This window comes from Aggregatilinea sp., from assembly GCF_036822615.1.
Lineage (GTDB): Bacteria > Chloroflexota > Anaerolineae > Aggregatilineales > Aggregatilineaceae > Aggregatilinea.
Genome location: NZ_DAISHJ010000024.1, coordinates 24,523 through 47,575, shown reverse-complemented (window position 1 = coordinate 47,575; position 23,053 = coordinate 24,523). Strand labels below are relative to the sequence as shown.

21 protein-coding genes and 1 riboswitch are annotated in these 23,053 nt (G+C 63.8%); of the genes, 12 read left to right on the top strand and 9 right to left on the bottom strand.

What is annotated here, in order from left to right; translation table 11 throughout:
* Positions 1-59: 59 nt before the first annotated feature.
* A complete protein-coding gene (locus tag V7116_RS10005) occupies positions 60-1,070 on the bottom strand; it encodes a LacI family DNA-binding transcriptional regulator (protein ID WP_324391775.1) in 1,011 nt (336 codons plus the stop codon).
* 207 nt (positions 1,071-1,277) lie between these two features.
* On the opposite strand from V7116_RS10005, the gene V7116_RS10000 reads away from it, so the two are divergent.
* On the top strand, positions 1,278-2,144 hold the full coding sequence (locus V7116_RS10000) for an alpha/beta hydrolase (RefSeq protein ID WP_324391774.1): 867 nt from the start codon (positions 1,278-1,280) through the stop codon (positions 2,142-2,144).
* Positions 2,145-2,260: 116 nt separating this feature from the next.
* On the opposite strand, the gene V7116_RS09995 is transcribed toward V7116_RS10000, so the two are convergent.
* The 8 genes from V7116_RS09995 to V7116_RS09960 all read right to left on the bottom strand — a co-directional run bounded on the left by V7116_RS09995 (position 2,261) and on the right by V7116_RS09960 (position 11,418).
* Complete coding sequence (locus V7116_RS09995; RefSeq protein WP_324391773.1) at positions 2,261-2,557, bottom strand: DUF2917 domain-containing protein; 297 nt, start codon at positions 2,555-2,557, stop codon at positions 2,261-2,263.
* A gap of 20 nt (positions 2,558-2,577) precedes the next feature.
* A complete protein-coding gene (locus tag V7116_RS09990) occupies positions 2,578-4,962 on the bottom strand; it encodes a tetratricopeptide repeat protein (RefSeq protein WP_324391772.1) in 2,385 nt (794 codons plus the stop codon).
* Positions 4,963-5,136: 174 nt separating this feature from the next.
* A complete protein-coding gene (locus V7116_RS09985) occupies positions 5,137-6,678 on the bottom strand; it encodes an FGGY-family carbohydrate kinase (RefSeq protein WP_324391771.1) in 1,542 nt (513 codons plus the stop codon).
* A 16-nt stretch (positions 6,679-6,694) separates the two neighbouring features.
* Complete coding sequence (locus V7116_RS09980) at positions 6,695-7,522, bottom strand: carbohydrate ABC transporter permease (protein ID WP_324391770.1); 828 nt, start codon at positions 7,520-7,522, stop codon at positions 6,695-6,697.
* Positions 7,523-7,525: 3 nt separating this feature from the next.
* A complete protein-coding gene (locus V7116_RS09975) occupies positions 7,526-8,470 on the bottom strand; it encodes a carbohydrate ABC transporter permease (RefSeq protein ID WP_324391769.1) in 945 nt (314 codons plus the stop codon).
* Positions 8,471-8,533: 63 nt separating this feature from the next.
* Positions 8,534-9,835 (bottom strand): ABC transporter substrate-binding protein, encoded by a 1,302-nt coding sequence (locus tag V7116_RS09970; RefSeq protein ID WP_324391768.1) that lies wholly within the window; start codon positions 9,833-9,835, stop codon positions 8,534-8,536.
* A gap of 86 nt (positions 9,836-9,921) precedes the next feature.
* Entirely contained in the window at positions 9,922-10,674 is a 753-nt protein-coding gene (locus tag V7116_RS09965; protein WP_324391767.1) for an SIS domain-containing protein, read from the bottom strand.
* Between the two features lie 3 nt (positions 10,675-10,677).
* Positions 10,678-11,418 (bottom strand): GntR family transcriptional regulator, encoded by a 741-nt coding sequence (locus V7116_RS09960; protein ID WP_324391766.1) that lies wholly within the window; start codon positions 11,416-11,418, stop codon positions 10,678-10,680.
* Positions 11,419-11,749: 331 nt separating this feature from the next.
* Here V7116_RS09960 and V7116_RS09955 point away from each other — a divergent pair, with 331 nt between their 5' ends.
* The 11 genes from V7116_RS09955 to V7116_RS09905 all read left to right on the top strand — a co-directional run bounded on the left by V7116_RS09955 (position 11,750) and on the right by V7116_RS09905 (position 23,047).
* Positions 11,750-12,085 carry an ArsR/SmtB family transcription factor gene (locus V7116_RS09955; protein ID WP_324391765.1) on the top strand — a complete coding sequence of 112 codons (336 nt, stop codon included), beginning with the start codon at positions 11,750-11,752 and terminating at the stop codon, positions 12,083-12,085.
* Positions 12,086-12,134: 49 nt separating this feature from the next.
* Positions 12,135-13,028 (top strand): hypothetical protein, encoded by an 894-nt coding sequence (locus V7116_RS09950; protein WP_324391764.1) that lies wholly within the window; start codon positions 12,135-12,137, stop codon positions 13,026-13,028.
* A gap of 3 nt (positions 13,029-13,031) precedes the next feature.
* On the top strand, positions 13,032-13,577 hold the full coding sequence (locus tag V7116_RS09945) for a YeeE/YedE thiosulfate transporter family protein (RefSeq protein WP_324391763.1): 546 nt from the start codon (positions 13,032-13,034) through the stop codon (positions 13,575-13,577).
* Between the two features lie 2 nt (positions 13,578-13,579).
* Positions 13,580-14,131, top strand: coding sequence for a YeeE/YedE thiosulfate transporter family protein (locus tag V7116_RS09940; protein ID WP_119070752.1), 552 nt, complete (start codon positions 13,580-13,582; stop codon positions 14,129-14,131).
* Positions 14,132-14,190: 59 nt separating this feature from the next.
* Entirely contained in the window at positions 14,191-16,368 is a 2,178-nt protein-coding gene (locus tag V7116_RS09935) for a molybdopterin-dependent oxidoreductase (RefSeq protein WP_324391762.1), read from the top strand.
* 6 nt (positions 16,369-16,374) lie between these two features.
* Positions 16,375-17,163 carry a 4Fe-4S dicluster domain-containing protein gene (locus V7116_RS09930; RefSeq protein ID WP_324391761.1) on the top strand — a complete coding sequence of 263 codons (789 nt, stop codon included), beginning with the start codon at positions 16,375-16,377 and terminating at the stop codon, positions 17,161-17,163.
* Positions 17,160-18,350 (top strand): NrfD/PsrC family molybdoenzyme membrane anchor subunit, encoded by a 1,191-nt coding sequence (gene nrfD / locus V7116_RS09925; protein WP_324391760.1) that lies wholly within the window; start codon positions 17,160-17,162, stop codon positions 18,348-18,350. The genes V7116_RS09930 and nrfD overlap by 4 nt, the downstream gene beginning before the upstream one ends.
* A 207-nt stretch (positions 18,351-18,557) precedes the next feature.
* Positions 18,558-19,592, top strand: coding sequence for a cytochrome b N-terminal domain-containing protein (locus tag V7116_RS09920; RefSeq protein WP_324391759.1), 1,035 nt, complete (start codon positions 18,558-18,560; stop codon positions 19,590-19,592).
* Positions 19,593-20,837 carry a multiheme c-type cytochrome gene (locus tag V7116_RS09915; protein ID WP_324391758.1) on the top strand — a complete coding sequence of 415 codons (1,245 nt, stop codon included), beginning with the start codon at positions 19,593-19,595 and terminating at the stop codon, positions 20,835-20,837. It abuts the gene before it with no gap.
* Positions 20,838-20,842: 5 nt separating this feature from the next.
* Positions 20,843-21,268, top strand: coding sequence for a QcrA and Rieske domain-containing protein (locus tag V7116_RS09910; RefSeq protein ID WP_324391757.1), 426 nt, complete (start codon positions 20,843-20,845; stop codon positions 21,266-21,268).
* 70 nt (positions 21,269-21,338) lie between these two features.
* A riboswitch (molybdenum cofactor riboswitch) is annotated at positions 21,339-21,517 on the top strand.
* A 129-nt stretch (positions 21,518-21,646) separates the two neighbouring features.
* Complete coding sequence (locus tag V7116_RS09905) at positions 21,647-23,047, top strand: ABC transporter substrate-binding protein (RefSeq protein WP_324391756.1); 1,401 nt, start codon at positions 21,647-21,649, stop codon at positions 23,045-23,047.
* The last annotated feature ends 6 nt before the right edge of the window (positions 23,048-23,053 follow it).

Below are 23,053 nucleotides of genomic sequence, written 5' to 3'. Positions count from 1 at the left end.
CGTCGTCCTTTAGCGTTAGGGTAGGAGTGGGAACGTTCCCCATTTCACACAAAAAAACATCAGGCGGGCGGGCTGGTCGTCTGCCGGACCTGTAAATGCCCGTCCAGCAGCAGCTTCTGAGGGACGTCGTGCGTGACGCCCCGGATTTTTTCGAGCAGCAGGGCTGCGGCCTGCACGCCGATCTCGTATTTGGGTTTGGCGACGGTGGTCAGCGGTGGGGAGGTCGTCGCGGCGGCATAAATGTCATCGATGCCGATGATCGACAGATCATCCGGCACGGTGAGACCCGCGCCTTGCCCGGCCAGCAGCGCCCCGATCGCCAGAATGTCGTTCCCGGCCAGGACCGCAGTGGGCGGGTGGGGCAGGCTCAAGAGCTGACGCATGGCGTCCGCGCCGCCGGTGCGTGAATAGGGTGCGCGCACGACCAGCGATTCGTCGAGCGACAGGCCGGACTGGTAGTGCATGTCCGCGTAGCAGTGATAGCGCGTGTCGCGGCGGCTGCGCTGCGAGACGCCCGCGATCAGGCCGATGCGGGTGTGTCCCAACTCGATCAGATGGCGCAGGGCCGTATAGACCGCGCCGGTCGAGTTGCTGCCGACCGAGTCGAAATCGGGATAATCGTCGCCGGAGCCGAGCAGCACCGCCGGGGTGCTGAGCGACTTCAGCTCGTTGTTGGTGATCTTGATGGGGTTGAGCACGATGCCGTCGAAGCGGTTGCGGCGCACGGTCTGGAGGTGATTCGCCTCACGCGTGGCGTCCCAATCGCTGTTGAGCAGCGCGACGGTATAGCCCTGCGCCTCGAACGTGTCCTGCACGCCGCGCGCGACTTCGGGCCAGAAGGGATTCATGATATCGGGGATCGACAGCGCCACGATGAAGGTTTGGTCCGTGCGCAGACTGGTGGCGATGACGTTGCGCTCGTAGCCCAGCATACGGATCGCGGCATTGACCCGCTCGCGCGTGTCTTCGCTCACGCGGTCCTGCTCGCCGCTAATGACCCGCCCGACGGTCGTCTTGGAGACACCTGCCAGACGCGCAACATCTTTAATCGTAGGCTGTTTTGAGCGCATTCAAAACAATCTTTCAAGAGTCGTTCAAAGTCGGTTCAAAAATGGGAACGTTCCCCATAACAAAGAGTAGCGGATTTCCGAAGCAGTGTCAAGGGGGATCGTTGGTATGAGTGGTTGCTGCTTTACAGACCCTTTACGATGATGCGGATATTTTTTAACATCTCGGGCGTAGGTTGTTGGTATCGTTCAAGGTGGGGAGGATTCCTTATGATCGTTCAGTGGTTACTGGCGGCAGCGCTTCTGTTTGGGATGGGCATGACCCCGGCGCAGGTCGGACCGACGGCATCGATCACGCGCGACATGGTGTATGCCGAGCACGACGGATTTGATCCGCAGGATACCAGTCTCGATATTTATGCGGCTCCCGACGCATCCAACGCGCCGGTGATCGTGTTCGTGCACGGCGGCGGGTGGAGTCTGGGCGATAAGACCAGCGTGTACCTGAAGCCCGATCATTTCATCCCGATGGGTTACGTGTTCGTCAGTGTCAATTACCGGCTGGTCCCCGATATCGCCTTCCCCGATAATGCGCAAGACGTCGCGGACGCGATCGCCTGGGTGCAGGCAAACATAGCCACCTATGGCGGCGACGGCGGCCAGATATACCTGATGGGCCATTCGGCGGGCGCGCACCTGATCTCGCTGGTAGCCACGGACGGGCAGTATCTTCAGGCCGCCGGGACGGATCTGCCCGCTTTGAGCGGCGTGATCGCGCTGGACAGCGCAGCATACAACGTTGTGACGCGCGGGGAAAGCCGCCGGGGATTGGGGCCGCTGTACGAAAATGCCTTCGGCACAGATGAAACTGTCTGGGCGCAGGCGTCGCCGGCGCTGCATGTCGCGCCGGACAAGGGTATCCCGCCGTTCCTGCTGGTTTATACGGGCGCGACGGATGCGCATGGCGTGGAAACGACCGCGTTCGCGCAGGCGTTGGAGGATGCGGGCGTGCGCGCGGAGGTCGTTAGCGCGACCGATCACACACATGCATCACTGAACCGCCAGTTGGGGGCGGAAGGGGACGCCCCGACCGCTGCCGTCGATGCGTTCCTGGCATCGCTGCACGCGGCGGGGTAGTACGTGCGGTGGGGTAGTATGAGCGTCAGGTTCGGCGAGGGAGAGTAAACGGAGCGCGTACCTGGACCTTGTTTGGGCTGCGGGTACGCGCTCGTGTGTGACTGAGGTCTATATGGCTAAAGGGCCGGGTGCAGCCGGTAGACGAGCGGCTCGTCACCGAGCGCGGAGATGAGCGCGTCGTCCCCGCAGCCCAGGCTTGCCTGCTGGCCCGGTTCGAGCAGTATGTCTTCGCCGTCGAGCGTGATCCACGCGCAGCCGGACACGACACGTACGGTCTGGTTGGCGCGCTCGACGCGGATCACGTCGCCGGGCGCGAGGTGCGTTTCACCCGGCTGCACGGCGGGCGGCGCGTCCGCCTCTTTGACGACGAACGTACGCAGCGTGCCGGGATTGGCAATGATCACAACGGTCATACGGGAACTCAAGCTGGCATTCATATCAACCCTCGCGCGGCATTCATCTTCGCAAACATCGTTGCCTGTCCATCACTGGCCCACGTCATCGCCTGATCGTCGAGGCTGGGGACGCCGTTGATGGCGGCGACCATCTCGTCCATTTTGGACTTGTCGAATTCGAGATCGAGGCGGATGGCGAGGTCGCGCGCACGCTCCGCATATTCGAGCGCGGCGTTGTTATCGGCGTTGCGCCAGGCCAGCATCGCCAGATCGATCAGCACCATTTCCTGAAGCAGCAGCTCGCCCCATCGCTCCCCGATTTGCAGCGCGGCCTCGTAATGCTTGTGGCTCTGCTCCTCGCGGCCCTGGTCGCGCAGGACCTGCGCCAGACACAGGTTGCAGTGCCCGACGGCGCGCTCCCACTGCATCAGGCCCGCCTCGCGGATCAGCGAGGTGAGAATCTGCTGGGCCTTGTCCAGCTCGCCCAGGTCGTGCAGCGCGCGTGCTAAGTTGTACTGGCCGGAGATGACGCCGCGCAGGTTGATGAAACGCTGGCACAGCGCAATGTGCTGCTCCGCGTATTTGCGCGCCTGTTCGTGCTCCCCGGCGGTGAGGTATGCCTGCGTCAGATAGTTCAGGATGTTCGAGTCTAACAGCAGCGATTCGTCACCCAGCGCACGGATCGCCTGCTCGATGTCTCGAAGCTGGTCGAGAACCTCGTGCGAGGTCGGCTCCTTCAGGTAGTAGAAATACTCCAGGAAGCTCTTGAGCGTCAGCAGGCGCGGCTGTTCGCTGGGGCTGGGCAGTCCGTCGGCGTTCAGAATGTCGAGGATGAGCTGGATCAGGCGGTTCCAGTCGCCCACGACGTAGAGATGATGCCAGATCGCCGTCACCAGCCGGATGCATTCGTCGAAGGCGCCGATCTGGAGCGCGTAGCGCGTGGCGGCCATCAGATTTTCCTGCTCGGCGCTCAGCGTGTGCAGCGTCACCACGTCGAAGCTTTCACCGCCGAACGGCTCCGCAAAATCGACGCACCACGCCAGCCACCGCATCCGCAGCGTGTCCAGCTGCCCGGTGCGCTCGGCCATCGACTGCGCGAAGGCGCGCGTGAGCGGGTGTAAGTGATAGCGCGCATCCGACCCGGCGCGCACGTCTTCTACCGACATCATCGACAGCTCGGTTAAGCGACCCAACCCGGCGGTGAGCTTGTAACCTTCGACGTCCGCTGTCGTGCCGATGGCGTCGCGCGTGCCGGTGCTGGCGAAACACGATAAGGCCAGCAGGATGCGGCGCTCGTCTTCGTCCAGTAACTCCCAGATGGTGCTGAACATGTGCTCGAAGATGGCCCCATGCCCTTGCAGCAGATCTTGCAGGACGAGATCGAGCGGCTGTTTGCGGTGGGCGATGAAACCCAGGGACATCAGCAGCGCCCAGGGGTTGCCTTCGGTTGCTTCCAGCAGCGGCTGAACTTCGACATCGGCGGCGGCAACGACCGGCGACAGGTTGTGCTCGCGCGCCCAGTCGCGGATGAGACCCAGCGCTTCGTCGTCGTCCAGGCCGGTCAGGTGCAGGGCGTGCGTCGCGGGCCACAGGCCGGGGTGGTAATCGCGCGTGGTGATGATCACCTTGCTAAATTCCGGCACGCCTTCCAGCGCGAAACGCCGCAGCCGCGCGTCTTCGATCGTCTCGAAGTTGTCGATGATCAGCAGCACGCGGAACTGGCGCAGCAGGTTTTGCACGAACGCCAGCTTTTCGTCGTCCGACTGGCGTAGAACGGTCGGGAATTCCAGCACGCGCCCGATCTCGTCCAACACGTCCACGAGCCGGAGCTGACCGTCGCGCGCGGAGGTGAAGATCACCGCGTCGTAGGGCGGCTTTTCGTACGGCGGGCGGTCGGCAAGCATCTGGTGAATGGCTTCGACCACCAGCGAGGTTTTGCCGACGCCGCCGATGCCGTACACGACCAGGACCGCCGCGCGATTTTCGGGCGAGAGCAGTTGGTGAAGCTCGCTGATCTGCTGCACGCGGCCCCAAAACGAGGCGTGACGGCGCGGGAGGTTGCTGTAGAACCGGGAGGCGCCTGGCACGTCGCTTTCTTCGGCCTGCCCGCGCAGCTCGTGGAGCAGGTGGTGATAACCCGCTTCGTTCACGATGCTGCGCGCGAGATCGTGCCGGATGCGGCCATAACGCGCGCAGAAGTTCAGGATGGTCATCAAGCGCCGCTCGTCCGGCGGGTAGCCGCGCATCCAGCGCTGAACGGTGTAGAAGCTCAACGGATCGTTGCGGTCTTCGGACAGGCTGACGGCCAGCGCGATCTCTTCTTCGACCACTTCCATGTTCATGTGCTTGCGCTTGGCGACGCTGGAAACGGCCTCGGTGAGCAGTTTGCCGAACTTCGGATTTGGGGGCTGTTTTCTCGACACGATTGTCCTCCTGACGCCTACAGGTTTCATTGTACAGCAGAAGCGGAGGCCGTTTCGCAAATAAACTACAAGATTTTGTAGCCGGTGGGCGCTACGAGAATGGGTAGGGGAAAAGCCAAAAAAACGGGCAAGGTCGTGCCTTACCCGTTTGGTTCGCAGAATGAAGGAGATCGGTCAGGCGGTGCGGGCGGCGTGCTCGCGCCAGACGTCGCGCAGCGCGTCGCGCAGGTGGGAATAGGTGCTGTAGGTGGCCTCATAGGCGCACTGCGCCGCCGGATCGCAGTCGTAGCGCTGGCAGTCGCTGGCGGTCTGGTGCACCGCGTCCGCGATGGACGGAAACCAGCCGATGCCGACTGCCGCCAGCAGCGCCGCGCCCTTCGCGCCGAACTCGCTGCCTTCGGGGACCAGCACGCGCCTGCCGGTGACGTCCGCGACCATCTGGCAGAAGAATGCGCTTTTGGCCGCGCCGCCGGAGAGCCGGATCTCGTGGATGTCCGCCGGGATGACGTCGTAGCCGTCACGGATCGAGAAGGCCAGCCCTTCGTACACGGCGCGCAGCAGATCGCCGCGCGTGTGCTCGTTGGTCAGGCCGAAGAAGTCGGCGCGGGCGGTCGGTTCGACGATGGGCGCGATGATGCCGTTCGCGCTCAGGTAGGGCAGGTAAATCACGCCGTTCGCGCCGAGGGGGCTGGCCGATGCCAGCGACTCGACCTGCTCGAACAGCGCGGTGGTAGACGGTGCGGCGGCTTTTTCGCCTGAACAGAACTGCTCGATGGCCCAATCCAGGCTGGTCGTGCCGGAAACGTTGATCGTGGCGCGCAGCCAGCGATCGCCGGGCAGCAGGAACGACACACCTACGTCGCGCGGCTCGAACATGGGCTGATCGACCACGAGGCAGTTCAAAAAGTTCGTGCCGAGCAGCGAGCACGCCACGCCGGGATCGACCGCACCGACGCCCAACGCCGAGGCGGGCACGTCGCCCGCGCCCAGCACGACGGGCGTCCCGGCGATCAGGCCGGTTAGCGCGGCGGCGCGGGGCTGCACCGTCCCGATCACCTGCTCCGAGGGCCGGATCGGCGGGAACAGGCGGCGGTAGTCGTCCAGGCCGAAGAGCGCGATCATCGCGTCGCTGTAGCCGCGCGCGCGGATGTCGCCGGGCATACCGGGCGCTTCGGTCGGATCGATCTGGATCGTGCCGGTGAGGTTGTAGGCCAGCCAGTCTTTGCAGCCTACGAGCGTTGCGGCGCGCGCTAAAACGTCCGGCTCGTTTTCGGCCAGCCAGCGCAGTTCGGGCAGGGTGCAGCCCTGCTGCATGACGCTGGCGGAGTGGTCGAAGATGTGCGACATGAAACCGGGCTGCGCCGCGCTGAAGCGGTCGATCAACGGCTGGGTGCGGCCATCGGCCCACAGGATCGCGTCGCGTACGGGGCGGCCCTGTCCATCGATCAGCCACGCGCCGACCATATTGCCGCTCAACCCTATGGCGGCGATCTGCACGGGGGGAATGCCGCTTTCGGCCAGCACCGCACGGATCGCGCTGGCGGCCATCGCCCACGTTTCGTCCATGCTGGTTTCGGCCCAGGCCGGATGCGGCGTCTTGACCGTGGTGCGCCGCGCAACTGCCGCCACTTCGCGCCCGTCCGCCGTGAACAATGCCGCTTTGACGACCGATGTGCCCGCGTCTACACCGAGCAAATAGCCCTGACTGGCTCCCATTCCTGCCGTCCCTGACCTATTTGACCGCTCCGGCGGTCAGCCCTTCTACGAAATTACGCCCCACGAGGCCGAACAAGACCAGCACGGGCAGCGTCGTGGCGGTTGCGCCTGCCAGCACGAAGCCCCAATCGATCTGGTACTGGCCGATGATGCCCGCCAGCCCGACCGGCAGCGTGCGGTTGGCCTCGCTGATGATAAGGATGGACGAAAAGAGGTATTCCGTCCACGACATGATGAACGCGAAAATAGCGATGCTCGCCACGCCGGGCGCGGCCAGCGGCAGCATGATGCGCACGATGATGCCCAGGCGCGTCGCGCCGTCGAGGGCGGCGGCTTCCTCAAGCTCGCGCGGGATGGTGCGGAAAAACGCCTGAAGCATCCACACCGCGAACGGCGCGGAGAGCGTGACGTTGACGATCACCAGCGATTCGAGACTGTCCACCAGCTTGAGCTTGCTCATCATCTGGTACATGGGCACGAGCAGCAGCACGCCGGGGAACGCATAGGTGATCAGGATGATGCGGAACAGCATAATCCGGCCCGGAAAACGCAGGCGGTAGAGGCCGTAGGCGGCCAGCGTGGAGAGAATGACCGTGATCGCCATCGTGCCCACCGCGACGAGCAGGCTGTTCTTTAGATAGGTGGGGAAGGCCGATTCGTTCAGCAGCTTGTCGTAATGTTCCAGCGTGAACGAGTGCGGGACTAAGGTCGGCGTGGCGGAAATGATCTCCTGCGGCGATTTGATCGACGACGAGAAGATCCAGTAAAACGGCGCGAGGATGAACGCCATCAGCAGGAAAAGCGAAATGCCGAGCACAAGGTTGTGGCGCAGACGGGGCGTCATCGATCAGTCCTCCTCGGCATCGGCGGCGGGCGACATGAAGCGAATGAAAATGGCGGCGAACACCAGCAGGATCACCCCGGTGATGACCGACATCGCGGCGGCCTGACTGAGCCGGTAGCGCTTGAAGGCCGTCTCGTAGATCAGGACGGGCAGCGTGGTCGTCGCGCCGGACGGCCCGCCCGCCGTCAGCAGCCAGATCACGTCGAAGACGTTGAACGACAGCAGCGTGCCGATCAAGCCCATCACGAACAGCACCGGCTGCAAGCTGGGCAGCGTGATGTAGCGCAGCTTCTTGAGCGTGGTCGCGCCGTCTACCGAGGCGGCTTCGTACAGTTCTTCGGGGATGCGCTGCAAGCCCGCCAGCAGGATCACCGCGTTGAAGGGGAACCAGCGCCACGAGTTGATCATGATCACCGTGAAAAAGGCCATGTTACCGGTCGAGAAAAAGCCCACGGGCTTATCGGCCAGCCCCAGATTGACCAGCAGGTAGTTCACCACGCCGCCGGATGCGCTCAGCAGCCAGCGCCAGATGATCACCACGACGACCGTCGGCACGACCCACGAGAGGATGATCCAGATACGCGCGATGCCGTTGCCCTTAAAGCGCTGCTTGAGGATCACCGCCGCGCCGAACGCCAGCACGGTTTGTATGACCGCGTTCGCCACGACCCACACGCCGCTGTTTTTGAGCGCGTCGCGGAAGTCGGGCGATTCCAGCGCGCGTTGGTAGTTTTCCAGGCCGACATATTCGCCCGGCGAGCCGATGATCTTGATGTTCTGGAGGCTCAGATCGACCGACGCGATCAGTGGATAGAGGATGGTCCCGGCCAGCCACAGCATCAAGGGCAGCACGAAGGCGTACCCCATCAGCGTTTCGGTCCTGAACCATTCCGCCCGCCAGTTCGATCGCCGCCGTACGGGCGCCTCGTCGTGCGTGATTTCCCTCATGGTGTCTCCCGTACAACACGCCGGGGGAGCGGTCCGCTCCCCCGGCTGCCTTATAAGCCAGGCTTAGTCTTCGATAGCAGACTCCATGATGGACTGCCCTTCGGCTACGGCATCCGCCGCCGGTTTGCCGTCGATGGCGACCAACTGAAGCGTCTGCGCCAGCAGGTTCTGCGCGGAGATCGAGGCGATGCTGGGGAACGTCCTGCCGCTCGTGAAGCCGAACAGGCGGCCACTGGTCGAGTTGTCGATCATGGTCTGGACCTGATCGTGGTACTTGACTACCAGCGGATCTTCCCAGAAGCTGTCAGCGGTCGCGCCGTCTTCGGTCACCGGCAGGAACAGGCCCGGTTCCATGTTCAGGAAGCGGCCATAGTTCTCGGGCTGGAGCAGCCAGCTGATGAAGGTCTTCGCAGCTTCCTGCTTGGCCGGATCGTCGGTCAGCAGCATGACGGCGTTGGCGTACGCGATCGTGCCCGGATCTTCGACGCCTTCCTTGTAGGGGATGGGCGCAACACCCAGGTCGGCGGCGTCGCCTTCGGCCTGCGTGTCGTAGGTGCTGATGACGGTGAACTGGATCACCATTGCGCAGGTGGCGTTGGCGAAGCAGGCTTCGGCCTCACCCCAGGCCCAGTTGGGGCTGTCGGCGGGCGAGTACTGGAGCAGCTGGTTGTACATGTCGTACGCTTCGACCGTCTCGGGGTTGTTGAAGCGCAGCGAGCCGTCGTCGTTGTAGATTTCGGACGCGCCCGCGCCGATCATGAAGTCGTACACCACCTGATCGGTGTAGAGGTTCTTGGCGGCGGGCAGGCCCACGCCGTACTGCTCGTCAGTGGTCAGCGCTTCGGCAGCGGCCAGCCACTCGTCCCAGGTCGTCGGCACTTCGATCCCGGCGGCTTCGAGGACGCTCTTGCGATACCACATGTTCTGCGCCATGTTGTACAGCGGCACGGCCCAGGTGTGGTCGTCGTAGGTGTACTGCTCGACCATCGCCGGGTAGAACGGGTGCTCGGCGTCCAGCTCGGCCACAAAATCTTCCACGGGCTGAACCGCGCCCAGGTCCTTCAGGATCGGGGTGAAGTCGGGGATGGCGAACAGCATATCGGGCGCGTTCCCGGCTGCGATAGCGGCGGGAGCCTTGGTGTAGATCTCGCCCCAGTTTTGCGGTTCCTGGGTGACTTCGATCTCGGACTGCGAGGCGTTGAACTCATCGAGCAGGGTCTGGATGCGCTCGATGCGGTTCGTGGTCCCTTCCATGTGCCAGAGCGTGAGTTGGACCTTATCCTGCCGTGCCTGGGCCGGGATGGCGGGGATTACCATAGCTGCGATCAGCAGCAGGACGAGGACGTGGGCGAACTTGCTTCTCATAACAGGCTCCTTTACACACTACCTAAGGCGACTTTTTGCAGTGGACGGGTGAATCACCCGACTAGTGCCAAAGAAAGGGCCGCGCATCACAGATGCGGGTTGCGCAGCCGGTATTTTTCGATGAGCGCGTCGTTGTGCGCCTTTGCGCCGGGCATGTTGGCGCTGATATAGATGGGCGGCGTTTCGCCATCTTCGTAGAGCCGCCACGCGACTTCGGTCAGGATAGCGTTCAGGAGGAACGCCCCGGCGATGGTCGAGAGCGGGCCGACGCGCAGATCGCTGCTTCCGATGGTTACCAGGGCATCACCCGGTACGCCCTGGTTGTCCAGCAAAATGTCTGCGATGTCGGTCAGCTTTTGCCCACTGGGTCCGGCGACCGCGCGGGCGGCGTAGTCCCGCGCGACGACCGCGATCACGGTCAGGCCGAGTTCCTTCGCCGCGGCGGCGGTTTCGACCGGGACCGCGTTCACGCCGCTGTTGGAAAAGATCACGAGCACGTCGGGCGGCGCGGGCTGGTAGCGCGACAGCACGATGGGACCCAACCCGCTGGTGCGCTCAAGCTGCGTGCTGGCGACTGCACCCTCGTGCAGCATCAGGCTGGAGGCGAGCACCGGGCAGACCGCCGCCAATCCCCCTGCGCGGTAGTGCCCTTCTTCGGCCAGCATGTGCGAATGGCCCGTGCCAAACAGGTAAATCTGGCCGCCGTCACGGATGGCCTGCACCAGCACGGTGGCGGCGCGATCGATCCCTTCGGACTGGCTGTGCACGATGGCATCAAGCCGTTCCTGAACCGCCGTCATATAGGCTTCCGCGCCTTGTAAATGAAGTTGATCGGTCATGGTTTATCCGTTCGTATAGCGCAAGATGGTTCGAAGCTGGTACCGGTCGCAGCGGTAGACCGAGCGCACATACTCGGCGGGCTGATCGTGATCGGTGTAGGTGACGCGCGTCAGGCTGAGCACCGGCGTTTTCGTGTCCAGGTCTAACGCTTCCCGCTCCTCCCGCGAGGGCATACGCGCGCTGATGAGCTGGTCGGCCCACAGCAGCCGGATGCCGTATTCGTCCCGCATGACCTGATATAGCGAGTCCTGGCCGAAGTTGTGGCGGTCGAGGATGCCGGGGCACATGCGGTGGTTGATGGTGCAGATCTCCCAGGCGATCGGATCTTCGTCCGCCAGACGCACGCGGCTGAGCATGATCACTTCTGCGCCTTCGGAGACTTTGAGCTGTTCCGCCTCTTCCTGATTGGCGCGCTCGATGCCCGCGCGGATGATGCGGCTGCGAGGCGTCATGCCGCGCTGGCGGATGTCTTCGGTGAAGCTGGTCAGCAGCAGAAGCTCTTGATCGATGCGGGGCTTGAGCACAAACGTCCCTTTGCCGACGTGCGCGGAGATGAAGCCATCCGTTGCCAGCAGGCGGATCGCCTGGCGCGCAGTCATGCGGCTGACCTGGAACGTGTCGGCCAGTTCGCGCTCGGAGGGGAGGCGCGAGCCGGGCGCGTAGGACCCGTTTTCGATCTGCTGGCGTAGGTGCTCTTTGAGCTGGATGTAGAGCGGAACGGTGGAATCGCGGTCAATCGTCATGGGCGGCTCTTTTTAAGTCTGTTTATTGGTATAGGGTGGTATATACCTTTGCTTTCATTATATGACAGATTCGCGCGTTGTCTAGCAGGTGGAATGCCGAGATTGCGGGCAATTTGTTGGGGCAAGCTGCACAGGAGCACGGGCGACCAGGGTTAGCGCATGGCGCATAAGGGGCGCAGGACGGGCAAACAGAGTATCGAACGGCGATTGTGTCATTCTTCACGCACCCCGCGTGATAGATCACACTGCTGCGATTCACCCTAAAAGCCTAATATACGAGTATTGGTATATCCGCTCATGCGGATGAATGCCCAGGATGTAAGGAGTCGTCATGATTGAGCAGTCCCTCGCACGTGAAGTCTCGCAGATGGAAGCCGACCTGTGTTCGGCCTTCGCCGATCCCACTCGCATCTTGATTCTATATGCACTCAACGACGCCCCGCGCAACGTGGGCGATCTGGCGGAGGAGTTGGATATCCCCCAGTCGTCAACCTCGCGCCACCTGAAGGTGCTTAAAGATCGCGGGCTGGTCCGCACCGTGCGGCAGGGAACGAGCGTTCAGTACCATCTCGCGGATCCGCGCCTGATTGAAGCTCTTGACATCCTGCGATCGATCTTGCGCGACCGGCTTGCCCATCGCGCCAGCCTGATGGACGAGGTCGAATGATGACCACGGCCCTGTTTGTGCGGATCACTTTGTGGTGAGGGGGAAATAAATGCTTTACAAAAGATCGCCGTTCCTTTTATCTTCCTTTGGCCTCGTGCTGATCCTGACCGCCGCGGTGTTCTGGATGATCCCATCCCAGCCCGCGGCGGCGCAGTGCGGCTCGCAGGCGTCCTCGTGCAAAAGCTGCCACGAGGTGCAGGGCGAGATGCCGGTCAATAGTGACGGCACGGGCTGGCACGAATCGCACGCGTTTGGGGACTTCTGCTACATCTGCCACGCGGGCAACCAGCAGGCGACCGATATGGATGCTGCGCATACGGGCATGGTCGATCCGCTCTCGGACATCAACGCGTCATGCCAGATGTGCCATGCCGACGATCTCGACGCGCGCGCCCAGGTTTACGCCGACGAACTCGGCATCGATCTGGCGAGCCTGTCGTCCGGGTCGGGCCCGGCGGCCCCGGCAGCCGATACGCCCGCTGGTGATACGTCCGGCGGCGAGGCCACGGTGGACGACTCGACGGAATCCGCTGCGCCGTCCGTGGTCGAGCACATCACGACGAATATTCCCGCGAACAACCAGATCGACCTCAACGATCCCAACGTGGTGGACTATGTCGAACGCTACGACGAGATCGTGCTGGGCAAGCACCCGACCAACTGGGGCAATATCGTGCTGGCCGGGCTGATCGGGCTGATGCTGGTGGGCGGCGGCGGGTTCGTCGTCTACAACGAGATGCATATCAGTGCCAGCGCCGAAAAGCCGCTCCCGGTGGAGACGAGCGCGACCTACCCGGCGGACGTGGTGGACATGCTGCCCGCGCTGGCCCGGCTGAAGGTCCAGACGCGCCAGACGCTGCGCCGCATCATCGAAAACCCCAAGAAAGCGGACAAAGTCATCGGCCTGATCGACTCGGTCGTCTCGGACGAGACGGAGGAGTAACCCATGCGCTTCATTCTGAATTATATCCGCCGCGACGAATGGTCGCCCTACGTGGCCGGAACGCTGCTCGGCATCGTGGGCATTTTGTCCGTCGCTTTGAGCAACACCCTGTTGGGCGCGTCGGGCGCGTTCGAGAACGTGGTCGGCATGATCGGTGATGCCGTCGCGCCCAAGACGTTTGACAACCTGTACTTCAACTACATCATGCCGCCCGGCATCACCTGGGGCGTGGTGCTGGTGATCGGCATGTTTTTCGGCGGGATGCTCGGCGCGGCCACCAGCGGCACGCTGCAGTGGGGCAAAAAGGAATCCGTCAACAGCGACGCGCAGTGGAAAAGCATCTTTGGCCCGCAGACGTGGAAGCGCTGGGTGCTGGCCTTCGTCGGCGCGATCATCCTCGAATATGCCGCCGGGATCGCGGGCGGCTGCACCAGCGGCCTCGCCATTTCGGGCGGGATGCTGCTCGCTCCGTCCGCCTATCTGTTCATCGCCGGAATGTTCCTTTCGGGCATCGTCACCGCGATGGTGATTTACCGCAGGAGATACTAATCATGTCAAGCGATATCGCGGCGCTGCTGCTGGGTGTGGGGTTTGGGTTCGCGCTGAACAAGGCCGGACTGACCAAGTATCACAAGATCGTGAACGTCTTCCGCTTCACCGACATGGCCGTGCTCAAGTTCATGATGACCGCGCTGGTGGTGTCCATGAGCGGGCTGTACCTGCTGCGCGGCATGGGGTTGGTGACCTTCCCGAACGTCCCGGCGACGTACGTCGTGGGGAATCTGGTCGGCGGGCTGCTGTTCGGCGTCGGCATGGCACTCAGCGGCTACTGCCCCGGCACCTGCGCAGCGGGCGCGGGCGAGGGTAAGCTCGACTATTTGATCCCCGGTGTGGCGGGCTTCCTGGTGGGCGCGGGACTATACGGCCTGACGTACCAGGACGTGTTTCCCTCCATTTCGAAGATCGCCAACTACGGCGCGACGGTCATCCCGGATCTGTGGGATCTCAGTCCGTTCCTGACGGTCGTTTTCTTCGCGCTGATGGCGACCTTCCTGTTCTACCTGATCGACCGGGCGGGGCTGCAGCGCAAGGCGAAGAGTTAACCAGTTTTCATCGTGCCGCTGTCTGAAAACAACTGACCTTTGAGGACTGGAGATTCCGAATGACTCAGGCTTTAACAGCACTTTCAAGACGAGGCTTTATAAAGTTAAGCGCGATCACGGCGGGTGCGCTGGCGATTGGCGACCTGCCGGTGGCGCAGGCGGCGCGCGACGCGGGCCTGATCAACGCGCACGGCGATGGCGTCGTGCCGTCGATGTGCGAGATGTGCGTGTGGCGCTGCGGCCTGCTGGCGAAGGTCGAAGGCGGGCGCGTCGTCAAGCTGGAAGGCAACCCCGAACATCCCCATTCGCGCGGGCGGCTGTGCGTGCGAGGCCAGTCGGGACTGATGAACACTTACGATCCCGACCGCGTGCTGACACCGCTGATCCGCGTGGGCAAGCGCGGCGAGGGCAAGTTCCGCAAGGCGTCGTGGAAAGAGGCGCTCGATCTCGTCGCCAGCAAGATGCAGGAAATCAAGGACACGTACGGGCCGGAGGCGATGGTCTTTTCGTCCACGCACAACCTCAGCCAGGTGCAGTTCGAAAACCTGCTCTATGCGTACGGATCGCCCAATTACGGCACACAGCGCAGCCTGTGCTTCAACGCGATGATCGTCGCCAACACGATGACGTATGGCATGGAAGAGCCGGAGCGCATCTACGACGCGGATCTGCAATACGTGATCCTGACCGGGCGCAACCTGTTCGAGGCGATCTCGACCTCGGAGACGGGCGATCTGAGCCGGGCCATCCAGCGCGGTATGAAGGTCGTGTACCTCGATCCGCGCTTCACCAAGACGGCGGCCAAAGCAACCGAGTGGCTGCCGATCAAGCCCGGCACGGATCTGGCGTTCCATCTCGCGCTGCTGAACGTGATCGTGACCGAAGACCTGTACGATCACCGTTTCGTGGAGCGCTACACCATCGGCTTCGACGAGCTGGCGGCGGAAGTGGCGCCCTTCACGCCCGAATGGGCCGCGCCGCTGACCGAACTCTCCGCCGATACGATCCGGCGCATCGCGCGCGAGTTCGCCGCTGCCGCGCCGCACGCGCTGGCGCACAACGGCTGGCGCACGTCCAACTTCATCAACTCGTTCCAGACGGAGCGCGCCATCGCCATCCTGAACGCGCTGGTCGGCAACTGGAACGTCACCATGCGCGCCTCGGCGGGCGAATCGAGCGGCGGGCTGGGCAAACCGGAACAGCCGCCGTACCCGCGTGTATCGGCGCTGCGCCTGGACGGCGTGCCGTACAAGTTCCCGGTCGTGCCGCTGAAGATCGGCGTGTTCCAGGAACTGCGCGACAGCATCCTGACCGGGCAGCCCTACGAGGCGCACGGCTGGTTCATCTCGCGCCAGAACCCGGTCATGTCGCTGCCGGATCGCAGCAAGACGCTGGCGGCGTTCGAGAAGATGGACTTCATCGTCACGGTGGACATCATGCTGAACGACACGGCGTGGTTCTCCGACGTGGTGCTGCCGGAAGCGTCGTACCTGGAGCGCTACGATCCGCTGCTGCCGGTGGGCAACCGCGTGTATCTGCGCCAGCCGACCATCGAGCCGCAGGGCGACGCCAAGTCCGCGCTGTGGATCTACAAGCAGCTTGGTGAGCGTCTGGGCCTGGGCGATTACTTCCAGTACGAAGACGAAGAGGACTACATCAACCAGCAGCTTGCGCCGCTCGGCGTGACGCTGGATGACATGCGCGAGACGGGGTACATCGATCTGCCCGCGTCAGAAGAAGCGGAGCCGGAATACGCGTGGGACACACCCAGCGGCAAGATCGAGATCTTCTCCGATACGCTGGCGAAGGTCGGGTTCCCCGGCGTGCCCACCTGGGACGCGCCGCCGGAGCCGGGCGACGGGCAGTTCTACCTGCTGACGGGCAAGGTCGCGCAGGCGACGCAGTTCGCCTCGCAGAACAACCAGCTTCTGTTCAAGTATGCGGACGAGCCGCGCCTGTGGATCAACGATCACGTGGCGGCGGATCGCGGGCTGAAGGCCGACGATTGGGTGGAGGTCACGAGCGAGGTGGGGCAGGTGCACGTCCGCCTGCTGCCGACGCCCGGCATCCGGCCCGACTGCGTGTACATGACGCCCGGTTACGGCCATCTCTCCAAGGGGCTGACCACCGCGTACGGCGTGGGCGCGAGCGACTCCGTGCTGCACGTCACCTACACCGATCCGGCCAGCGGCAGCCAGGCGCTGACCCAGACGTTCGTCACGATCCGAAAGGTATAAAACCTTATGGCTCACGAAATCACCGCGCCGCATTATGGCTTTCTGATCGACGCCTCGCTGTGCATCGACTGCCGTACCTGCATGGTGTCGTGCAGTGTACAGAACAACGTTTCGATGGACACGACGCGCATCTGGATCGAAGAGACGGGCGTCACGGGGACCTTCCCCGACCTGAAGCGCTACACCGTGCCCTACCACTGCATGCACTGCAAAGACCCCTCGTGCGCGTCGGCGTGTACGGTGGGCGCGCTGCACCGCAACGAGGAAGGCATCGTCACCTACGACAAAGATATCTGCATCGGCTGCCGCTACTGCATGTACGCGTGCCCGTTCGAAGTGCCCAACTATGAGTGGGAAGCGACGCTGCCGCTGGTGGTGAAGTGCGACATGTGCGCCGCCCGCCTGGACGAGGGCCAGCAGCCCGCCTGCGCCACGACGTGCCCCACCGGGGCGATCCGCTTCGGGCTGTACGAGGATATGCTGGCCGAAGCGCACCGCATGATCAACGAGAATCCCGGCAAGTACGTCAACCACGTCTACGGCGAAGAAGAAAACGGCGGCACGGCGACGCTCTATATCTCGCCCGTGCCGTTCGAGGAACTGGGCTTCCCCATGGCGGGCACGTCGTCCCCGGCCTACTCGAACCGGCTGGTGACGGAAGGCACGCCGCTGGTCGCCGGGGCGATGCTCGTTGGGCTGTCCGGCGCGTACCTGACCATCAAACATCTGAAGGAAGAGGCCGCCGCGGAGCGCCGCGAGGCTGAACATGCGCACGCCGGGGAGGACCACGAATGATTTTACGACGAGTGATTGCCGAACTGCGCGCCATGCCCAAGTTCATCTATGTGCTGGCCGCGATTGCCGCCTTCGGGATCGGCGTGGGCCTCTACCGTATGGCGGTGGGCCTGGGGCCGACCACCAACCTGACGGACGAGTCACCCTGGGGCATCTGGATCAGCTTCGACCTGGCGACGGTGGCGCTGTCGGGCGGGGCGTTTACGCTGGCCGCGCTGGTGTACGTTTTCCAGTTCGACAGCCTGCATGCCGCCGTGCGTCCGACCGTGCTGGCCGGGCTGCTCGGCTACAGCTCCGTGCTGGTGATTTTGCTTTTCGACCTGGGGCGCTGGGACCGCTTCTATAACGTGTTCCTGCACCCGAACTTCAGCTCGGCGCTGCTGGAAGTGAGCTGGTGTATCGCCGCCTACTCGACGATCCTGATCTACGAGTTCAGCCCGGTGCTGCTGCAAAACTCGCGGCTGAAGTGGCTGCTGCCGACGATCAAGAAGTACCTGATCCCGCTGGTGATCGTGGGCGTGACGCTCTCGACCATGCACCAGTCGTCGCTCGGCACGCTGTTCGTGATCATGTCGCCGCGCGTGCACCCGCTGTGGTACTCGATGCTGCTGCCGGTATTCTTCCTGGTCAGCTCGCTGGCGGCGGGGATCTCGATGGTCCTCGCCGGGGCGACGGTCAGCTACTGGCTGTTCGGGCGGAGCTTGAAGATCAAGACGCTCTCGCAGTTGAGCTGGTTTCTGCCGTGGATCCTGGGCTTCTACCTCGTGCTGAAGTTCGGCGAGCTGATCATCGCCAACGAACTCGATCTGCTGACCGAGGGCGGGCGCTATACGGCACTGTTCTGGACGGAACTGATCATCGGCGCGGCAATCCCGATCATGCTGTTCGCCATGAAGCAGGTGCGCACCAGCCGTGCGGCGTCGTTGTTCGGGGCGTCGCTGGTGCTGGGCGGCGTGATCCTGAACCGCTTCGACGTGACGTGGTTCGGCATGAAGGCCAGCGGGGCGAGCTATACGCCGCACTGGATGGAAGTCGCGCTGCTGGTGGGTGTGCTGTCCGGCGTGGTGCTGGTATACAGCCTGATCGCGCGGTACTTCCCGGTGTATGAAGAGACGTATGCCGTGGAACGCGCCGCGAAGGCCGCGCCTGCGCCCGCCCTCGACGGCGCGCGCCCGGCGGAAGCGTGATCGCAGCATAGAACGGTTTCGGTAGGGGCGTATCGCAATACGCCCCTACACAGGCGTTGTTTTTCGACGGAAAAACGGGCGGAGCAAGCCACGCCCCTACGGAGCGCCTATGCGCTGCCGCGCGACAGCCGGTACAATATCTCGACAACCTAGACTGTGGTTTCCGCAGGGGCGTTAACGATACGCCCCTACAAACAAATACTCCCGATGCGTCCAAACTTCTTTCACCATCTACACCCGCCGACGATTCCCGCCCAGCAGTCCCGGTGGCGTTACACGCTGGGTGCGGGCGGCACGGCGATCTTCCTGGTGCTGGTGCTGGGCATCACGGGCGCGCTGGAAATGTTCTACTACGTGCCGACGCCGGACGAGGCCGCGCTCTCCGTCCAGACGCTGACGTATCACGTCGCGCTCGGCGGGCTAGTGCGCGGGGTGCATTACTGGGCGGCACAGCTTTTGCTGGTCGTGGCGACGGTGCACCTCGTGCGCGTCGTGATGACCGGGGCCTACGCGCCGCCGCGCCGTTTCAACCACCTGCTGGGCCTGATCCTGTTCGTGGCGCTGATCCTGCTGGACTTCACGGGCTATGTGCTGCGTTGGGATCAAGGCGTGCAGTGGGCGCTGGTGGTCGGCACGAACCTGATCAAGTCGATCCCCGGCGTGGGCGAGACGCTGTACCGCGTGACCGTCGGCGGGACGCGGCCCGGCCCCGCCACGCTGACCCGCTTTTACGCGTGGCACATCCTCGGGCTGGGGCTGGTGGCGATCTTTTTCACGGGTTGGCACATCTTCAAAGTGCGGCGCAACGGCGGCATTGCGGTCCCGCCGCCGACGCTGCGTCCCGATCCGGCGCGCATCACGCGTTACGAGCTGGTGCGGCGTGAAGTGCTCGCCATGCTGGTCGCTGGCGCGATTCTGATCGTGCTGGCGGCGTTCGTGCCCGCGCCCATCGCCGCGCCGATTACGGACATCAGCGCGCCGTCCCCTGATGCGCGCGCGCCGTGGTTCTTCCTGTGGGTGCAGCACATGCTGGGCTGGGGCGATCCGTTCGTGTGGGGCGTCGCCGTGCCGCTGATCGTGCTGATCGTGCTGGCCGCGATTCCGTACGTGCTGCCGCGCCCCGCCGACGCGGAACTGGGGCAGTGGTTTCCGCGCTCCGGGCGGATCGCGCAGGGCGTGCTGGGCATCGTCGCGCTGGGCGTCGTCGTGCTGACCGTGCTCGGCTGGCTGGGAGGCATGTAAATGATGGTGCGCCGGTATATCGCGCTTGCGTCGCTGCTGTTTCTGGCCGCGCTGGTTGCTGCATGGTGGTCGGACGCTCGCCGCGCCGATCCGGTTGGGCTGACGCCCTCGCTGACCGGAGAAACCGAGTACTGCGTCACCTGCCACGTGGATCTGCCGGAGATCAGTCCGTCGCACCCGGTCGAGACGTTCGGCTGCGTGATCTGCCACGGCGGGGAGCGGCTGGCGCTGGACGCGGATCTGGCGCACAGCACGATGCGCGGCGGCGCGAATCCGTCCGATCTGGCGGTGGTCGAGCAGTCGTGCGGCGGATCGAACTGCCACAGCGGCGATCCCGACGACGAGCGCGACCATATCCAGCGGGTGATGACCAGCGTGCAGGCGACCTATACCGGGGCGATCGCCAATATCCGCTACACGTTCGGCGCGCAGCCGGATCTGATCGCGCATACCGGGATTTACGCCATCGCGGACGAGGTGATCACCAGCGAGTCGGGCGTGTTCGCCATTGACGCGTTCGATCCGGCGGCGGAGACGAATCCGTTCGTGCAGGCGTTTGGGGAACGCTGCTTGACGTGCCACCTCAGTGCCGAGCCGCCGGAAGGCGAGACCTACGCGCGGCTGACCGGCTGCGCGGCGTGCCACACGCCGGATATCGGCAGTATGGAGGAGCGGCAGGTCCACCGTCTGACGACCGCGATCCCCTATACGCAGTGCAACACCTGCCACAACCGGGGCAACTACGACCTGCGCGCGATGGAATTCGTCGAGCGGACCGACACGCCGACCGATCGCCTGCACGACTATTACCAGCCGATCGCGGAGTTCACGCAGTGTGAATACACGCTGGACTGCATCGACTGCCACACGCGCACCGAGGCGATGGGCGACGGCGACATTCACTCCAACCAGGCGGAGATCGAATACGTGCAGTGCCGCACCTGTCACGGCACGCTGACCGAACTGCCGCCGACGTACACCATCACCGACGAGGACGACCTCGCGCTGAAGCTGGCCTTCCTGAATCCCGTGACGGATTTGCAGGTGGGTGATACGATCCTGATGACCGAACAGGGCGAGCCGCTGTGGAATACGCGCGTGATGCCGGACGGCACGTATACGCTGGTGGGCAAGGCGACCGGGCAGACGTTCACGTTTAATCCGGTGATGGGCGCGGCCTGCCAGCAGGACCCCGACGAGCAATCGTCGGCGGCGTGCCACGAATGCCACGCGGTGGAGCGCTGAGAGCTATGGACGAGATGCCGCGCCGTGACTTTTTGAGGCTGGTGACCCAGAGCCTGCTGGGGATCAGCGGCCTGCTGGGCCTGGGCGGGCTGGTGCGCTACTTGGACTTCCAGGGCGAAACCGCACCGCCGGAGGTGTTCGAGCTGGGCGCAGCGGCGGATTATCCGCCCGGCTCCTCGGTCGTGCTGCCGGACGTGCCCGCCGTGCTGATCCACGACGAGGCGGGCTTCCGCGCGATGAGTCTGGTGTGCACGCACCTGGGCTGCACTGTCGAGCCGGACGCGGCGGGGGATGGCTACGTGTGCCCATGCCACGGATCGCGCTACGACGCGGCGGGGGTGGCCCGGCGCGGCCCGGCCTCGGATGCGCTGCCCACGCTGCGCGTCGAGGTGACCGATGACGAGCAGGTCCGGCTGTACAGGACAAGCTGAGCGATCCGGCCCAGGTTCGCATTGTAAGGTTGTATTTCTTGTGATACCATTCACACATCTTCAAAATTGAATAGCTGTATTTCTCCGAGTGGTTCGCCCTAAAACCGTATCCGGTCATGGGCCGCCACCGCCTCGCCTCCAAGCGAGGACCTCGGATTCCTGGATGAATTCGAGCAGGGTAGTCGCGGAAACGCGGCTGCCTCCCGATGCCTTCGGGCAGACTTGGAAAGGAGAATCGGTGCCCAACAAGGTGTTGTCTGCTGCCGCCAGTTCTCTACTGGCGGCTTTTTGTTTGTCGCACTGCGTCCGGAGTGGGCTTCCGGGCAGGGGCAAATCTGCGCGTTTGCACCATGCTTTGCACCTTGAGGAAGGTTTTCCATGTTGAAGCGTTTCTCCCTGTTTCTGGCGGTGATCGCGCTGCTGGTGGGCGGCGTTGCTCCGGCAGTGGCCCAATCGGGGAACAGCCTGACCGTGCTGGCTCCCACATCCGTGCAGCCCGTAGTCGAGGCGTGGGCGGCGGCGTTTGGCGAGGCCCATACGGATGTGTCCCTGAATGTTGAGTTTGTCGAGTCCTCCGAAGAGATCCTTAGCCGTGCCGCCAACGCGAGCGTGATCCTCACCGACGATCCCGCTGCCGCGCCGGAACTGGACTTTGAGTGCGGGTTTATCAGCGACGTGTACGTGCCGCTGCCCGGCGTGGGCGCATGGGTGATCGCGTCCAATTCGTGCGGCGGGTCGGTCGATCCGATCGATGCGGCGGCGCTGGACTTCGCGGCCTTCATCGTCTCGGCGGACGGCCAGCAGGTTGCCATCGATCAGGGCGCGCTGCCCGAATCGGTCGAGATCGTCGATCAGGCGGGCATGACGGTCACCATTCCGCAGCCGGTGCGCCGCATCGCGTCGCCGTACAGCATGGCGACCTTCTACGTCTACGGCGTAGGCGCGGGGGATCGTCTGGTGGTGGCGGGCTATCTGGGCGTGAACAGCGACGCGACGAAGGACGTCATGCGCGCGATCGATCCGAACTTTGACGCGCTCTCGACCGCCGTATCGACGCTCAGCCAGAAGGAAGCCAACATCGAAGAACTGGCCGCGCTGGAGCCGGATCTGCTGCTGGCGAGCGCGCGCACGGACTGGCTGGACGCCGCCGACGAGCTGGGGCTGGCGATCATCCGCTTCGATGGCGAATCGCCGGAAAAACTGAAGGAAGCCATGAGCCTGCTGGGGGCGGTCTTGGGTCCGAACGCGGCGTATCGCGCCGACGAGTTCAACGCTTATTACGACGAAACGCTGGCGAACATCCTGGCGCAGACCGAAGGCATCGAAAACCCGGTGCGCGTGTACTTCTCCGGCACGGATGCGCTGCGCGCAGCCAGCGCCGACATGTACCAGACCATGATGATCGAAGCGGCAGGCGGCGTGTCCGTTTCCAGCGATCTGGCCGGCTATTGGAACGACGTGAACCTGGAACAGATCGCGGTGTGGAATCCTGACGTGATCTTCTTCCCGCCCTACGGCGGCGCGAGCGCGGACGCCTTCGCAGCGCCGGAATGGGCGAGCATCAAGGCCGTGCAGGACGGCAAAGTCTACGGCGTGCCGAAGCTCGTTGCGCCGTGGGATACGCCCGTGCCGGACTCGATCCTGGGCATCATCTGGATGGCGGAAACGCTCTACCCGGATCAGGTCGATCTCGACTGCCCGGTGGAAGCGACCAATTTCTACAGCCGCTTCTATGGCTATACCGTGACGGAATCTGACCTGCAGAGCATGTGCCCGTGATTCGAT

Bases quoted from the DNA above. Each gene is read 5' to 3' on its own strand.
- V7116_RS09920 (WP_324391759.1), top strand. From the start codon at position 18,558: ATGCGTCCAAACTTCTTTCACCATCTACACCCGCCGACGATTCCCGCC.
- V7116_RS09980 (WP_324391770.1), bottom strand. From the start codon at position 7,522: ATGACGCCCCGTCTGCGCCACAACCTTGTGCTCGGCATTTCGCTTTTC.
- nrfD (WP_324391760.1), top strand. From the start codon at position 17,160: ATGATTTTACGACGAGTGATTGCCGAACTGCGCGCCATGCCCAAGTTC.
- V7116_RS10005 (WP_324391775.1), bottom strand. From the start codon at position 1,070: ATGCGCTCAAAACAGCCTACGATTAAAGATGTTGCGCGTCTGGCAGGT.
- V7116_RS09945 (WP_324391763.1), top strand. From the start codon at position 13,032: ATGCGCTTCATTCTGAATTATATCCGCCGCGACGAATGGTCGCCCTAC.
- V7116_RS09940 (WP_119070752.1), top strand. From the start codon at position 13,580: ATGTCAAGCGATATCGCGGCGCTGCTGCTGGGTGTGGGGTTTGGGTTC.
- V7116_RS09935 (WP_324391762.1), top strand. From the start codon at position 14,191: ATGACTCAGGCTTTAACAGCACTTTCAAGACGAGGCTTTATAAAGTTA.
- V7116_RS09960 (WP_324391766.1), bottom strand. From the start codon at position 11,418: ATGACGATTGACCGCGATTCCACCGTTCCGCTCTACATCCAGCTCAAA.
- V7116_RS09930 (WP_324391761.1), top strand. From the start codon at position 16,375: ATGGCTCACGAAATCACCGCGCCGCATTATGGCTTTCTGATCGACGCC.
- V7116_RS09985 (WP_324391771.1), bottom strand. From the start codon at position 6,678: ATGGGAGCCAGTCAGGGCTATTTGCTCGGTGTAGACGCGGGCACATCG.
- V7116_RS09975 (WP_324391769.1), bottom strand. From the start codon at position 8,470: ATGAGGGAAATCACGCACGACGAGGCGCCCGTACGGCGGCGATCGAAC.
- V7116_RS09905 (WP_324391756.1), top strand. From the start codon at position 21,647: ATGTTGAAGCGTTTCTCCCTGTTTCTGGCGGTGATCGCGCTGCTGGTG.
- V7116_RS09955 (WP_324391765.1), top strand. From the start codon at position 11,750: ATGATTGAGCAGTCCCTCGCACGTGAAGTCTCGCAGATGGAAGCCGAC.
- V7116_RS09965 (WP_324391767.1), bottom strand. From the start codon at position 10,674: ATGACCGATCAACTTCATTTACAAGGCGCGGAAGCCTATATGACGGCG.
- V7116_RS09950 (WP_324391764.1), top strand. From the start codon at position 12,135: ATGCTTTACAAAAGATCGCCGTTCCTTTTATCTTCCTTTGGCCTCGTG.
- V7116_RS09910 (WP_324391757.1), top strand. From the start codon at position 20,843: ATGGACGAGATGCCGCGCCGTGACTTTTTGAGGCTGGTGACCCAGAGC.
- V7116_RS09915 (WP_324391758.1), top strand. From the start codon at position 19,593: ATGATGGTGCGCCGGTATATCGCGCTTGCGTCGCTGCTGTTTCTGGCC.
- V7116_RS09995 (WP_324391773.1), bottom strand. From the start codon at position 2,557: ATGACCGTTGTGATCATTGCCAATCCCGGCACGCTGCGTACGTTCGTC.
- V7116_RS09970 (WP_324391768.1), bottom strand. From the start codon at position 9,835: ATGAGAAGCAAGTTCGCCCACGTCCTCGTCCTGCTGCTGATCGCAGCT.
- V7116_RS10000 (WP_324391774.1), top strand. From the start codon at position 1,278: ATGATCGTTCAGTGGTTACTGGCGGCAGCGCTTCTGTTTGGGATGGGC.